Annotated in this window: 11 protein-coding genes; 7 read left to right on the forward strand and 4 right to left on the reverse strand. The window is 64.6% G+C overall.

Features of this window, described 5'->3' with window-relative positions; all coding sequences use genetic code 11:
* Positions 1-64: 64 nt before the first annotated feature.
* On the reverse strand, positions 65-811 hold the full coding sequence (locus ACNS84_RS07800; protein ID WP_435074278.1) for a glycosyltransferase family 2 protein: 747 nt from the start codon (positions 809-811) through the stop codon (positions 65-67).
* Between the two features lie 382 nt (positions 812-1193).
* On the opposite strand from ACNS84_RS07800, the gene ACNS84_RS07805 reads away from it, so the two are divergent.
* The gene (locus tag ACNS84_RS07805; RefSeq protein WP_435074279.1) at positions 1194-2330 is read left to right on the forward strand and encodes a hypothetical protein; all 1137 of its coding nucleotides are present in this window, start codon (positions 1194-1196) and stop codon (positions 2328-2330) included.
* A gap of 78 nt (positions 2331-2408) precedes the next feature.
* Here the strand turns inward: ACNS84_RS07805 and ACNS84_RS07810 are convergent, their stop codons facing one another.
* A complete protein-coding gene (locus ACNS84_RS07810; protein WP_435074280.1) occupies positions 2409-4040 on the reverse strand; it encodes a cohesin domain-containing protein in 1632 nt (543 codons plus the stop codon).
* Complete coding sequence (locus ACNS84_RS07815) at positions 4037-5932, reverse strand: DNRLRE domain-containing protein (RefSeq protein WP_435074281.1); 1896 nt, start codon at positions 5930-5932, stop codon at positions 4037-4039. Before ACNS84_RS07815 ends, ACNS84_RS07810 begins: the two co-directional genes overlap by 4 nt.
* Positions 5933-6290: 358 nt before the next feature.
* On the opposite strand from ACNS84_RS07815, the gene ACNS84_RS07820 reads away from it, so the two are divergent.
* From ACNS84_RS07820 to ACNS84_RS07840, 5 genes are all read left to right on the forward strand, one after another.
* Positions 6291-7511: a Gfo/Idh/MocA family protein gene (locus ACNS84_RS07820; protein ID WP_435074282.1), complete on the forward strand. Its 1221-nt coding sequence runs from the start codon at positions 6291-6293 to the stop codon at positions 7509-7511.
* Positions 7512-7649: 138 nt separating this feature from the next.
* Positions 7650-8264, forward strand: a complete 615-nt coding sequence (locus ACNS84_RS07825; protein WP_435074283.1) for an acyltransferase — start codon at positions 7650-7652, stop codon at positions 8262-8264.
* Positions 8261-9340 (forward strand): DegT/DnrJ/EryC1/StrS family aminotransferase, encoded by a 1080-nt coding sequence (locus ACNS84_RS07830; RefSeq protein WP_435074284.1) that lies wholly within the window; start codon positions 8261-8263, stop codon positions 9338-9340. Before ACNS84_RS07825 ends, ACNS84_RS07830 begins: the two co-directional genes overlap by 4 nt.
* On the forward strand, positions 9337-10341 hold the full coding sequence (locus tag ACNS84_RS07835) for a Gfo/Idh/MocA family oxidoreductase (protein ID WP_435074285.1): 1005 nt from the start codon (positions 9337-9339) through the stop codon (positions 10339-10341). Before ACNS84_RS07830 ends, ACNS84_RS07835 begins: the two co-directional genes overlap by 4 nt.
* Entirely contained in the window at positions 10338-11705 is a 1368-nt protein-coding gene (locus tag ACNS84_RS07840; RefSeq protein WP_435074286.1) for a nucleotide sugar dehydrogenase, read from the forward strand. Before ACNS84_RS07835 ends, ACNS84_RS07840 begins: the two co-directional genes overlap by 4 nt.
* Before the next feature lie 86 nt (positions 11706-11791).
* Here the strand turns inward: ACNS84_RS07840 and ACNS84_RS07845 are convergent, their stop codons facing one another.
* Positions 11792-13207: a sulfatase gene (locus tag ACNS84_RS07845; protein ID WP_435074287.1), complete on the reverse strand. Its 1416-nt coding sequence runs from the start codon at positions 13205-13207 to the stop codon at positions 11792-11794.
* A 180-nt stretch (positions 13208-13387) separates the two neighbouring features.
* On the opposite strand from ACNS84_RS07845, the gene ACNS84_RS07850 reads away from it, so the two are divergent.
* Positions 13388-14365 carry an orotate phosphoribosyltransferase gene (locus tag ACNS84_RS07850; protein WP_435074288.1) on the forward strand — a complete coding sequence of 326 codons (978 nt, stop codon included), beginning with the start codon at positions 13388-13390 and terminating at the stop codon, positions 14363-14365.
* Positions 14366-14421 lie beyond the last annotated feature (56 nt).

Raw genomic sequence — 14421 nt, forward strand, 5'->3', positions numbered from 1 at the left:
GTCAGTGCCGGGGCGTCGACTCCGAGCGATCGCTTCCCCGAGGAGAACGCGCCGTTCCGCGTTTTCAGTCCGAATCTTTCGAGTGCCGGTACAGACCGACGGCGCGACCTGCGAACTGCATCAGGTTCCCCCCCGATCGGACGAGCGTGTGCTTTGGTGAGGTCCCCACGTAGTTCATCGGATTCAACAGCGTCTGTGCCGTCTTGAAGTACTGCCGAGACGACGGGACGCCATCGATTTCCCAGATCTGCGGCGTCTGCAGCTCCAACCGGTATAGCTTGTGCCAGTAGTCGAGGACCGAGTCGGCGTAGACGTGATACACGAGCAGTTCGGGGTCGTAGTAAATGGGATAATGATTCAGTATCCGCTCGGCGAGCTCCTTCTCCTCGTGTCCCCAGGTGATATCCTCGTTCCACATCCCGGCGTCGTCGAACACCTCCTTTCGGCAGGCCGCGTTACATCCCCAAAACCGGGTAACGTAGCGGGGTTTCGACCCCTGATCGTAATGCCCTGTGAACCGCTTGATCACGTCGTTACGGGGATGGACGATCTTCCCCGTCACGACGGCCTCGCGATCTAACAGCTCAGAAACGCGTTCGAGGTACCCCTCGACGGGAAGTGAGTCGTCGTCGAGGAATACGAGCTTCTCCGCGTTCGCTCGCCGAATCCCGGCGTTTCGGGCTTTCGTCGCCGAATCTTCGCTCTGGACGAGCACCTCGTAGTCGGTAAAATCGTGCTGTTCGAGCCGCTCGACGGACTCGATCTCGTCTTTCGGTTTGAGGGTAGGGACGATTATGCTGAGTTCGGGCATGGATTCTCTCTGTTGCCGTCGATCCGCCTCTCGGATGGATAGTATCGGCCACGACTGACAGGTAAATTGTTATTCCGTTCTTACCGAGTCGACGCGCGGTACGGGGACGCTCGCACGACGACGACAGCGACCGCGATATGACGCCACCTCGGCGGCGACGGCGACCGAACCGAAGGCCGAACTGCGGCACTGTCGCTCGCCGGCCACTGTCACGCACGCGGCGACTCGATTGGGGGTCGGCCTGCGATACGGCGGGATACTGACTGTATAACAAACCCGGTCGAACACGGTCCAATTCATGTCAAATGGTTCGAAAAAACACATACCGTCAGCAGTCGTCAGCTTCACCGATTCAATCACGTCTCCTCGGAGTATCACACCGATGAAACGACAGTCGTTCGATTTCTTTGGGTCGGTGTTGCTGGAGGTTCGCGGCGACGGCGGCCGCTCGACCCAACAGTTCTACACGATGTTCGATCACTTCGCGGTCGACGACCCGGAGCGAGAGCCGGACATCGTGGTCGAGCGAACGACCGAGGAGCCCGACCTCGAAGCGGTCCTCGGCGACCCATCGGACTACTACGGCTGGACTGGTGACCGGTTCGTCGTCCGAAACGGATCGAACTTCATGATGGTCGAGCCCGGTTGGGACCACATCTACGTGTCGCCGAACTGGGAGCCGTTCCTGGCGACTTACCCCGTCGAGTTCCGGATCAGACAGGAGCTCGCGAAGGAGGGACGTGCGCTGATCCACGCGTCCGGTATCGAACTCGACGGAGAGACGACGCTGTTCCCGGCCTGGCGCGGGGGCGGGAAAACGAACACGCTCCTGTCGCTGTTACGGGAGGGCGCGGGCTACCTCTCCGACGACCGGCTGTGGGTCGGCACCGACGGCACCGCTCTCGGCTACCCGTTATCAGTCAACCTCCAACCGTACAACATCCGATCGTTCCCCGAGATCGAGGTCGGAAATGACGACCTCCAAGATTACGTCCGAGACGAGGTGAGCCAGTTCATCGAGGTGAACATGAACGCCAGCGACGGCGTCGTTCAGAAGGTCGTCAGCTTCCTAAACGAGCGGTTTCTACAGGAGAAGGGCCGGGAGTTCACCGACGTCTCGGCGGTGTTCCCGGGCTCCAAGCACATCCCCGAGTCGACGGTGGACAACGTCGTCGCCCTCAGGGCGGCGCCGAACAGGAACCACGTCGTCATCGAGGAGATGTCACCCGAGGAAATGGTGACGGAGGTCGACGCGATCAGTTACTACGAGTGGAATGAAGTCCTCATGGAGTACTTCTTGGCGTACGACGCGCTCTGTCCCGGCCCCTCGTTCGCCGACCAGTTGGACGACGTTATCGAGGCCGAGGAGGACGCGCTCCGAGAGGTGTTCGAGGACGTCGACACCTATCAGGCGTGGATCCCGCGCACCGCCGACTGGAAGGAAGACGGGATCGACCGGGAAGTCGTCAACCGTATCGAATCGCTCTCTACTCGGGAGCAGTCTCAGACTGCCGACTGACGGATTCGACACAGCCCGACTTTCGGGCGACCCTCGTCGTGGCCGTTTTCCGAACCGATCGAATACCCCGAGCCGCGGTTATCGCCCGCGGCGTCTGACGTACAGGACCCCATACAGCAGTGCGCCAGCGGCGAGAACGCTGGTCACGCCGAACCCCGGAATCTCCGACTGCGTGATGCCCGGCTCGTCGGCGGACGAGGCGCTCATGCTGCCGGAGTCGTCTGCCGGCGCGTCGCTACTGTTTGCGGTAGCGTCGGAGTCTCCTGCCGGCGTGTTCCCCGGGTCCGCGGAGTCGGCCGACGTTCCGTTCGGGCCCCCACCCGATCCGGGCGATGTGGGATTCGTTCCGTTCGCCGGGCCGCTCGCGTCGTCCGCCTGAGACGAGTTCCCTGCCGTAACGACGAACCAGCCGAGACGTGACGGAGTGGCCGTGAGCGTAACGGGCCCCTCCTCCGGAGCGTCGACTGTCGTCGTGAGTGTCTCCCACCGACCGGTCGCCTCGTCGTAGCGCTCGATCCGCAGACCGTCAGGGTTCGCGCCCATCGCCTCGACTGCGCTCCGGTTGAGCGTGAGCGTCAGCTGGTTCGGCGCGCCGTCGGACGCCTCGGGCGAAGTGACCCGCATCACGGTAATCTCCTCGCTGGCGTTGTCGCTCCTCGACTCGTCGAGGTCGGCGAGGAGCCGCTCGAACTCGGTCACGACGTAGTCGCCGGAGGCACCGGCTTCGAGCAGAAGTTCGACTCGGTCGATCGTCGGGCTCTCCCCGTCGAACGTCGTGACGATTGACGCGGTTCCGTTCGGCGATGCGGTGTCGGAAGCGATGCGCGGAGGGCCAGCGGGCGGCTCGTCTCCCTCTCCGTCATCGCCGGTTCCTCCACCGCTCGCGCTGCCTCCCGAACCCCCGCCGCTCCCCCCGCTGCGGTTATCACGGTCGTCGTCATCGTCGTCGGCCTCATCTCCGTCGTCGTCCGAATCGCTGTCATCGGAGTCGTCGCTGCTGTCGCCGTCCCCTCCGTCGCCGTCGGTCTCGTTAGTATCGTCGCTACTGTCGTCGGTGCTGTCGTCGGTGTCGTCGGTGTCGTCGGTGCTGTCGTCGCTACTGTCGTCGGTGCTGTCGTCGCTACTGTCGTCGGTGCTGTCGTCGCTACTGTCGTCTCCGTCGCTTCCGTCACTGCCGTCGTCCGACTCGGATTCGACGGTGACCGTCAGGCCATCGTATTGCTGTGGATTCTGCTCCTGTGCCGCGGCGTCGGAGAACTTCGTGTCGGACTCCACGAACGCGATCGTCGTCTCGTTTCCGGGCTCTCCGACGAGTTCGACGGTCACTGTCGCAAGCCGCGGATTGGTGACGTTCGACGCCCGGTACTGATTGAACGCGACCCAGCCGCTCTCGTTGTCGATGTTGGTCACGGGGTCGTCGAAGTCGTCGGTCCCCGACACCGACACGACGCGCACGACGTCCGGGTCGAACGTGAGGTTTGCCTGGTAGGCGGAGACGTTCGACGCGTTCGCTGAGACTGCCACCGTGACCGTCTCGCCGGCGGGAGCTTCCACGGCGCTTCCGCCCGTCTCGTTAGTGAGCGCGACCGACGGCGCGTCCGCACTCGCGCCGCCGACCGCGGCGCCCGCAAGCGCCGCTCCGAGAAGCAACACCGTCGCCGCGACGACCACCGTCGTGCGTCGCGAGCCGCTGTCGATCCGTCGGATCATTCTGCCCCCGTCTCGTCGACCATCTCAACGATGTCCGTGATGTCGATGTCCCCGTCGCCGTCCATGTCCGCCGCCTCGCGGTCGATGTCGACGTCCTCGTTGGCGACGTGTCGCTGGGTGAGGTTGACGTCGGCCTCGTCCACGTCGCCGTCGCCGTCCGCGTCACCGGCGAGGGTTTCGGTGGAGTCGTCATCGCTGCTGTCTCCGCCGCCATCACCGCCGCCATCACCGCCGCCGCTCTCGCTACCGCCATCTCCATCGTCGCTACCGCCATCACCGCCGTCACTACCGTCGTCCCCACTGCCGCCATCACCGGTGTCGAACGTCACCGCCAGTCGCGGCGGCGTCTCGCTATCGGCCGTCGCGAAGTCCCACCCGTCATCGCCGAGCGGCAAGATCGCCCACCCGTGGTTAGGTTCGCCGGTGACCCACGCTTGGACCCCGGCGGTGACGTCGATCGTCGTCGTGCCCGTTGGAACGGGCCCCGTCTCCGCTTCGGGGTCGGCGACCGCCTCGGAGCCGTCGGCGGTGATCCCGCCTTCGAACGATGCCCACGTGTCGGTCTCGGTCCAGTCTCTGAGCAGTCGATGGACGCTCCCGCCGTCACCATCGTTCGTGGTCTCGACCGTCAGCGTCGCCGATCTCACGGTTGCCCCCGCGGGAACCTGTCCGTCCCCGTCGCCGACGACGCCGTCGAACCGTACCAGCGCCTGCGCTCGGTTGTCCGTGTTCTGCGGGTCATCGGTGTCGACCGTCGCCGTCGAGGCTGTCCCGTACGCCGTCTCTGGGTCTGCCTCTCGGAGGTTGGTGTCGCTCGTCCCCTCGTAGCCGTCGGTTCCCTGCTCGAACGAGACGGTTTCTATCGAGGATTTGGAGTCGAATCGCTGGTCGAAATCGAGCTCGAACGTCAACTCGCTGTTCGAATTCTCCTCGTACTCGTCTTTGTACGGGTTGTAGGTGCTGACGTGAATTCGGTCTGGGTCTCCCTCTCCGGGCTCGAACGCGATCAGTCTGAGGAGGCTGAACCCCGACCCGTCCCTGTTTTGGTAATTCGCGAGCATCTCATACACCGACTGGCCGTCGATGTTCTCGGAGATCTGATGATACTCACCGCCATTCTCGTGGTAGTGGCCGTTGAGTACCATGAACACCTGCGGGTTCGGCTTGATGAGCTGCTGCCAGATCTGTTCGCCCGGGTTGCCCTCGCCGTCCTCCTCCTCGATGAACTGCGTACGTCCGGGTTTTACCTCGTCCCAGGTGTCGTCGTACTTGTCGCCATCCGTCAGATACGCGTGCGTCGTGACGATCGTCGGTCGTTCGGGATACTGATCGAGCACGCCCTGTGCCCACTCGAGCGCCGCGTCTCGGGTCTCCCACTCCAGCGCGAGGTGGAGGAAGTCGTAGCCGCCCGCGGAGAACAGCTGGTAGGAGTTCGACTCCTCGTCGCCTGGACCGGTCCCGCCGTACCAGTCGTACCCGTCGAACCGTGACGCGCCGAAGTAATCGGTGTAGTTTTCGAGTCCGGAACTCCGGTTCCGCGTAATGGAGTAGTCGTGATTACCTGGAGGCGTGCTGTAGGGAACGACCCCGTCCAGCGTCGCCATCGCCTTGTCCATCCGGTCCCACTGCTCCGTGATGTTGCCATCCTGAACGACATCGCCCTCGTGCGTGACGAACGCGACGTTCTCCGCGTCGGCGTTCGCGGCGATCCAGTCGGTCTGCTCGACGGCGAACCGGTACCGTCGCTCGTTGTTCGCGTAGTACTGCGTGTCCGGGAGGGCGACGACCGTCCACGACCCGTCAGCGGCGCTCGACGGTGCGCTCGATACGTTCGCGAGGAACGGGAGCGTCGACGCCGCTCCGGCGGCTCTGAGAACTGTCCGTCTGGACATGCTCTCGACCGCCGAAGACCCCATATCAGTCGTTTCTGGTCGATTATCGAGGGACATTGACTACCTTCCGAGAGGCACGAAGTCCGGTGGTAAAATTACAAACCGATTTACAGAGCAGATCGCAGTTATTGTGACGTTAGCGAACGTCTCTCGAGTGATCTCTCGTCGGTGGTACCGGCGTCATCGCTGATAACGCGTCTCATGGGCCTCCGCTTTGGCGCTCGCACCCGAAAGGCCGACAACCCGTCCGCCGTTGATGGCAACGACGCGCGCACATCGCACCGCTCGGCGATTCGGTCGGCGCGACCGAACGGTTAATTGCCGCATACTATTGACCGAATCCCGGCATCTCGGTATAATGTCCATGAGAGCGGCTATTATCGGCACCGGAGCAGACCCAGACGAGAGCGACCGGACCGGCTACGCGATGGCGTATCGACACGCACCGGGATACCAGCGACTCGACGGGATCGAACTCGTGGCGTGCGCGGACATCGTGCGTGAGAACGGCGAGTCGTTCGCCGAGTCGTTCGGCATCCGGTCCGACCACGTGTACGAGGACTACGAGGCGATGCTCGATGGCGCGGAACCGGACATCGTGAGCGTCTGCGTCCCGCCAGCGATCCACGCCGATATCGTCGTCGACTGCGCCGAGAGCGGGGTGCCGCTCGCGATTCACTGCGAGAAGCCCATGGCGACGACGTGGGGGGACTGCCGGCGGATGGTAGATGTGTGCGACCGCGAAGGCGTGCAGCTCTCGATCAACCACCAGCGGCGATTCGGGGCCCCCTTCACTCGCGCGAAGTCGCTGATCGACGACGGGACGATCGGGGACCTCGAGCGGATCGAGTTCGGCGAGGTGAACCTCTCCGACGCCGCCGTTCACCAGTTCGACCTCGCCGGGTACTTCACCGACTGGTCGCCCGTCGAGTGGGTGTTGGCGGCCGCCGACTTCAGCGAGGAGAACGAGTGGTTCGGAACGCGACACGAGCATCAGGGGCTCACGCAGTGGTACACCGAGAGCGGCGTTCACGGCATCGCCTCCTCGGGCGAGGACCCGGGAATGGGCGCAGCGTTCGTCGGATGTTACATGCGCCTGATCGGTACCGACGGCGCGATAGAGCTCGGCGTCGAGGACGGGCCCCACCTCAGATACCGGACCGATGATGAGGGGTGGAACACGGTCGACACCGGCGAGAGCATCCACCGACCGCTGACCGGGAAACTCCGATTGGGACTTGGGAAAGTCGCCGAACGGGCTCCGTTCGGCGACAAATACACGTTCGCCCCCACCTCGTTCGTCGAGCGAGCCATAGAGGAGGTCGTCGACGCGCTCCGAGAGGATCGAGAGCCGGTCATCAGCGGGGCACGATCGCTTTACGCGGCGGAACTGCCGTTCGCCTCGTGGGAGTCCGTCCGGCGGCGCGGTCGCGTGACGCTTCCGTTGGAGATCGACGACAACCCGCTCAAAGAACTGGTGACGGCCGCGGCAGACGACAGCGAGGGCGCCGAGGACGCCGAGGCTGACGACGCGGAGGGCGAGGCTGACGAGGAGACGGCGACCTCGACGACCGACTGAATGCGGACCGACGGTATCTCCGTTGTAACCGTTATCTCGCTGCTACCGCTCGGCTTTTACGCAGCATAACAAAGCGGCACTGTCCTAACGTGCCAACGAGATGAACAGCCACGCAGGCGTCGGGATCGGGGTCCCGAAATGACTTCTTCCGAAGACGACGGCGCGCGGTCGGACGACGACCGAACCATCGCGCCGAACGCAACGCTCGGCACCGAAAACGGAACCGAACCGGTCATCGGCGCCGGAGCGACGATTCGCTCCGGGTCGGTAGTGTACGACGACGTCGTGATCGGCGACGGCTTCCAGACCGGCCACGGCGCGCTCGTCCGCGAGGAGACCGAGATAGGCGACGACGTGCTCGTCGGGACGCAAACGGTCATCGACGGGTACTCTACCATCGGTTCCGGCGTCAGCCTCCAGAGTCAGGTGTACGTGCCGTCGAACACGACCATCGGCGACGATGTCTTCATCGGGCCGGGAGCCGTGTTGACGAACGACCCGTTTCCGGTGCGGCAGGACGTCGAGCTGACCGGACCGACCGTCGAGGACCACGTGTCCATCGGCGCGAACGCGACCGTGCTTCCCGGGGTCACCGTCGGTCGGGGCGCGTTCGTCGCCGCCGGCGCGGTCGTCACGAAGGACGTGCCGCCAGAGACACTGGCCGTCGGCTGTCCCGCGATCATCGAACCGCTTCCGGACGAGCTGCGCGGACGGAATCAGATCAGGGACCGACCCGAGGGAGATACCGAATGATACCGAGCGCAAACCCGTCGATCGGCGACGAGGAGAAACGCCGCGTCGAGGCGGTGATGGACTCCGGGATGTTGGCGGAAGGCGAGGTCGTCGAGGAGTTCGAGGCCGAGTTCGCCGACTACTGCGGCGTCGACCGCGGCCTCGCGACCACGAACGGCACCACGGCTCTCCACGCCGCGCTCGTCGGACTCGACGTCGGGGAGGGAGATCGGGTGCTCACGACGCCGTTCAGCTTCGTCGCGACGGCGAACGCGGCCCGACTGGCCGGTGCCGAAGTGTACTTCGTCGACGTGGATCCGCGGACGTACAACATCGACCCGGACGCGCTCGAAGCCCGGCTTCGCGCCGGAGAGCAGGTAGACGCCGTCATCGCGGTCCACCTGTACGGACTCCCCGCGGATGTCGAGCGACTCGTCGAGCTCGCTGACGAGTACGACTTCCGGCTCCTCGAAGACGCGGCGCAGGCGCACGGCGCGCGCTGCGACGGCGAGCGCGTCGGGAGCTTCGGCGACGCGGCCTGCTTCTCGTTTTATCCCACGAAGAACATGACGACCGGCGAGGGCGGCATGATCCTCACCGACGACGAGGCGGTCGCCGAGCGCGCACGGCGGTTCGTCGACCACGGGCGCACCAGCGGCTACGAACACGCCTCAGTCGGCCACAACTTCCGTATGACGAACCTCGCGGCGGCGATCGGTCGCGTACAACTGGACCGCCTGCCGGAGTTCACCAGTGCGAGACAGCGGAACGCGGCCCGGCTGACGGAGCGGCTCTCCGACGTCCCCGACGTGGTGACGCCGCACGAACCGGACGGGTACGAGCACGTGTACCACCAGTACACGGTCCGGGTCACCGACCGCGACGCACTCCAAACGCACCTCGCGAACCACGACATCGGGACGGGAGTGTACTATCCCATCCCGATCCATCGGCAGCCGGCGTACGAGGACGTCTCGGGGTCGTATCCCGTCGCGGAGGCCTGCGCCGAGGAGGTGCTGTCGCTCCCAGTCCACCCCGAACTGGACGAGTCGGACCTCGATCAGATAGCCGAGGCGACCGCGGGGGCGATCGTATGACGGTCGACGGCGACGTCGACGTCGGCGTCGTCGGGGTCGGCGCGATGGGCCGGAATCACGCACGCGTGTACTCGGAGCTTCCCGGCGCGACTCTGGTCGGGATCGCCGACGCGGACGTCGAGCGCGCCGCCGACGTCGCGGCCGAGGTCGGCACGGCCTCGTACCCGACCGCGGACCTGCTCGACCGCGTCGATGCGGTGTCGATCGCCGTTCCGACGGAGTACCACGTATCTCTCGCCGAGCAGTGTATCGACGCCGGCGTCCACGCGCTCGTCGAGAAGCCGTTCGTCGCCTCCGTCGCGGAGGGACGAGCCCTGATCGAGCAGGCGGACGCGGCCGGCGTGATCCTCCAGCCCGGCCACATCGAGCGGTTCAACCCGGCGGTGACTGAGCTGAGCCGGATCGTCGACGGGGTGTCACCGATCGCCATCGACGCCCGTCGCCTGGGACCGCCGAGTGACGACGGGCGGTCGTTGGACGAGAACGTCGTCCACGACCTGATGATACACGACCTCGACATCGTCAGGTCGCTCGTCTCCGGGGATATCGATCGGATCAACGCGGTTCGCACCGGCGACGGCCAGCACGCGGATGCGCAGCTTCGGTTCGCGAACGGGACCGTCGCGACCCTCACCGCGAGCCGCGTGACCCAGCAGAAGGTCCGCGATCTCACGATCACGGCCGAGGACTGCTACATCGAGCTCGACTACCTCACGCAGACGATCGAGATCCATCGACAGTCCCGCCCGGAGTACATGGAGATCGGGGGGAACATCCGGTACCACCACGAGGGGATCACGGAACGCCCGATGGTCCAGTCGGGCGAGCCGCTGCGATACGAGCTCGAGTCGTTCGTCGGGGCCGTCGCGGACCACACCACGCCGGAGATCACGGGCGAGGACGGAATCCGCGCGGTCGAGTTGGCCGACGCCGTCCTTGAGCGCGCGGATGCCACGGACTCTCAAACCGACGCCGATCGCGCGGTGAGCTTCAACCAATGACCCGATCGACAACGAAGTCGGAGCCGCTCTACGGCGTCGACCGCAGTGACGAGGAGCTTCGCGCGCTCGTTGACGGTCGAAGCGCCAACGTCGCCGTGTACGGACTCGGCAAAATGGGACTCCCGCTGGCGACCGTGTACGCCGGGCGGGTCGCCGACGTGATCGGCGTCGACATCGACCAGTCGGTCGTCGAGTCGGTCAACCGCGGCGAGTGTCACATCGACGGGGAGCCAGGGTTATCGGAGCTTGTAGCCGATGCGGTCGAGAACGGCGCGCTCCGCGCGTCAACCGACGCCAAAGCCACGGCGGAGGCGGCGAACGTCCACGTCGTTATCGTCCCGACGCCCATCACCGAGACGAGGGAGCCGGATCTCTCCATCTTCGATACGGTGGTCGACTCGATCGCACACGGGCTCTCCCCCGGAGATATCGTGTTCGTCGAGTGTACCGTCCCTCCGGGGACGTGTCGCGACCGCCTCGTGCCGCGGCTCGTCGATCAGAGCGACCTCTCTGCCGGGGAGTTCGGCGCTGCGTTCTGCCCGGAGCGCACGTCGAGCGGCCGGGCGATTGAGGATATCACGGGCGCGTACCCCAAGATCATCGGGGGCGTCGACGACGAGAGCGCTCGCGTGGCCGAGGCCGTCTACGAGAGCGTCACCGACAACGACGTCATCCGCGTCTCAGACGCGACGACCGCCGAATCGGTCAAGCTGTTCGAGGGGCTGTACCGCGACGTCAACATCGCCCTCGCGAACGAGCTCGGAACGCTGGCCGACGACCTTGAGATCGACGTGCGAGAGGCGATCGACGCGGCCAACACCCAGCCCTTCTGTCACATCCACGACCCCGGTCCGGGCGTTGGGGGGCACTGCATCCCGTGGTATCCGTACTTCGTGATGAGTCGAGTGGAGACGCCGACGCCCTTGCTCCGGACGGCGCGGGAGGTGAACGACTCGATGCCGGCGTTCACTGCGGACGTCGTCGAGCGCGAACTCGAGGCACGGGGCACGTCAATCGACGGGGCGCGGGTGCTCGTCCTCGGCGTGACGTACCGCCCCGGCGTCGCGGAGACGCGTGCGACGCCCGCCGGGCCGCTCATCACCGACCTGAAGCGCCGGGGCGCGGAGCCATTCGCGACGGACCCGATGCTCGACGACGAGACCGTCTCGTCGTTCGGCGCGGAGCCGGTGGCGCTGTCCGAGGTCGGTCGCTCCGATATGGACGCCGTCGTCGTCGTCACCCCGCACGAGGCCTTCGACGACGTCGAGTGGGAGGGCTTTGAGGACGTTGTCGTGGTCGACGGTCGGGCCACGCTCGGCGACGTCGGCCACCCGACGTACACCATCGGCTCGGGGCGAAGATAACGAGAGAACAGTCGGGGCGAAGGCGAATCGAACTCGAATCGAATTTGAATCAAACCGTAACCGATCGGAACCGCACCCCGCCGCCGTCAGAGGTACCCCAGATCGGTGAGCTGCTGTTCCATCGCGGCGGAGTACGTCGCCTCGGTTGTCCCCGAGTCCGGCGTTGTCATGTCCAGGAGCTGTGCCTCGAGGCGCTTGTCGAGGTCATCGCGGACCGCCGGATGCTCGTCGCTGACGTCGGTCTCCTCGTCCGGTAGCTCGAACAGCTCCGCCTTCTCGGACCCCTTCACGTATTTAAATTCGCCCGTGCGAAACGCCGTCATCGGCGTCGCGTGGTACCGGGAGGTGTCGAACGCCGGATCGGCCTCTAAGTACTCGTCGAAGTGGGGAATTCCGCGTTGACTGATCGCGCCGTCGGGGACGGTGTCTTTGAGGTTCACACCGCTGAACTGGTCGTGAGAGACGCCGAGCTGTTCCGCGACCGTGCGTGTGACGTCGATGTGCTGAACCGGGTCGTCTTTCGCGTGATCCAGTCCCTCGATGCCGGAGACGACCATCGGCACGTTCGTCAGGTGGTCGTCGAGGACGAGGTTGTGGCCGAGCACCCCTTGCTCCCCGAACAGGTCGCCGTGGTCGCCGGTGACGACGAAAATGGTCTTCCCCGCGTTCAACTCCTGTACGTGGTCGTACAGCGCCCCGACGAACTCGTCCGCGTACGCGATCTCGGCGTCGTACATCGCTTTGAGCGCCTCCCACTCGTCGTCGGAGAACGGGCAGCCGTCGACGATGCGCTGGATCATTCGGTCTCGGCTCGCGTACGTGTCAAGCGACAGTTCCAGCGCCTCTTCGGTCGAGTACGCGATGTCGTCGGTAAATCGGTCGATCCACTTCCGGGGCGGCGCGTACGGGAGGTGCGGGTTCGGACAGTGCGTGTAGAGGAAGAACGGGTCGCCGTCGGCCGCGAGGTCGTCGAGCCACCCTTTCAGGGTCTCGCGCATGATGTACGTCTGGTTGTGTCGCCGCACGTTGAGCGAGAACCCGGGTCCGTACTCCCAGGCGCGCAAGAGGTACTTTAACGCCGCCGTCCGCGTTTCCGGTTCGTGAAACGCGCGACGGAGCAAGGCGTGGTGATATCTCTCAAACCCTCGATCAAGCCCTGTCGCCTCGCTTAGGTACGCGTTTGGGGTGAAACACGCGGTCTGGTATCCTCGATCCTGGAGTAGCTCCGGGAGGGTGGCGACACCCGGCGGCAGCGGTTCCTTCGCCTTCCCGTCGTACCCGACTCGGTGTTCGAACAGATACGTTCCCGTGAGGATAGAGGCGCTCGAGGCCGGCGTCCACATCGACTGGGAGAAGCAGCGTTGAAACGCGGTCCCCTCGGATTCCGACGCGATCCGTTCGAGGTTGGGAGTCGTCTCCCGGTCGTACCCGCAGACCGACGTGTTCGCGGCTCTCACACTCTCGAGGGTTATCCAGACGACGTTGACCGGCTCCGTACTCATGTGGCTCAGTTGCGGTAATACGGACATTACTATCCACAGAATAACTGGCAGTACGTCGCTTCTCGCCGTGAAAGACGGTCAGTATTCGATCGCATCTCCGAAGAGAGTCACAGCCCCCGACAGGCGCGCTGTCTCGGTAGGAGTGGCGTAACTTTGTGAACCGTCTCCCCATGTCCCGGCATGCAGTACAGGAGCGTCGCGGACCTCAACGAAGCCGCGCGTCGATTCGTTCAAGACCACTCGCTAGACGTTGACCTCGTCGTCGGTATCCCGAGGAGCGGCCTCTTGGCCGCGAACATGCTTTGTCTCTACCTCGACGTCCCGATGACTGACGTCGATCGCTTCTGCGAGGGAAGGCTCATGGACACCGGCGCGCGCGACGACGCGAACCGGTCGTTCGGCGATATCGATTCCGTTCTCGTCGTAGATGACTCCGTGAAATCGGGGCGTCAGATGACGGAAACGCGAAATCGACTCGACGAACTGGACCTGCCTTTCGATATCTCGTACGGCGCAATATACATCTCTCCACAGGGTCACGACTACGTCGATTACTGGGGAGAGGTCGTCTCTGCCCCGCGCGTTTTCGAATGGAATCTGATCCATCATCCGGTGTTGCAGTACTCCTGTGTGGACATCGACGGCGTGCTCTGTCGAGATCCGACGCCCGAAGAGAACGACGACGGGGAACGCTATCGGGCGTTTCTGTCCGACGTCGAACCGAACGTCGTTCCGAACCAGCAGATTGGTCACCTCGTCACGAGCAGACTGGAGACGTATCGGCCCGAAACCGAGCGCTGGCTGGACGAACACGGGATCCGTTACGACACGCTCACAATGATGGACCTGCCGAGCAAACAAGCCCGGCAGGAACGGGGAAACCACGCTCGGCACAAGGCGAACGCATACGAATCGACTGACGCGCCACTCTTCATCGAAAGCGATCCACGGCAAGCCGCGGCGATCACGGAGCGGACGGGGAAGCCGGTGTTCTGTTACGAGACCAAGGAAATGATTCAGCCGGGTCGCGCAAAGCGAACGGCCCGAACGGTCGAACGGGCCGTTTCAAAGCTCAAAGCGAACCCAGCGGCGTTCCCGGCGACAGCCGGGAGATACGTGTTTTATCGTTGCTATCACCGCCTCTCAATGGCCCTCTGATGAGGCCCCCAAGGATGTCGTATCGCTCGGAGCGACGGTGGGGCGTCTCGATCGGC

This window comes from Halorubrum wangae (assembly GCF_051194135.1).
Taxonomy (GTDB): domain Archaea; phylum Halobacteriota; class Halobacteria; order Halobacteriales; family Haloferacaceae; genus Halorubrum.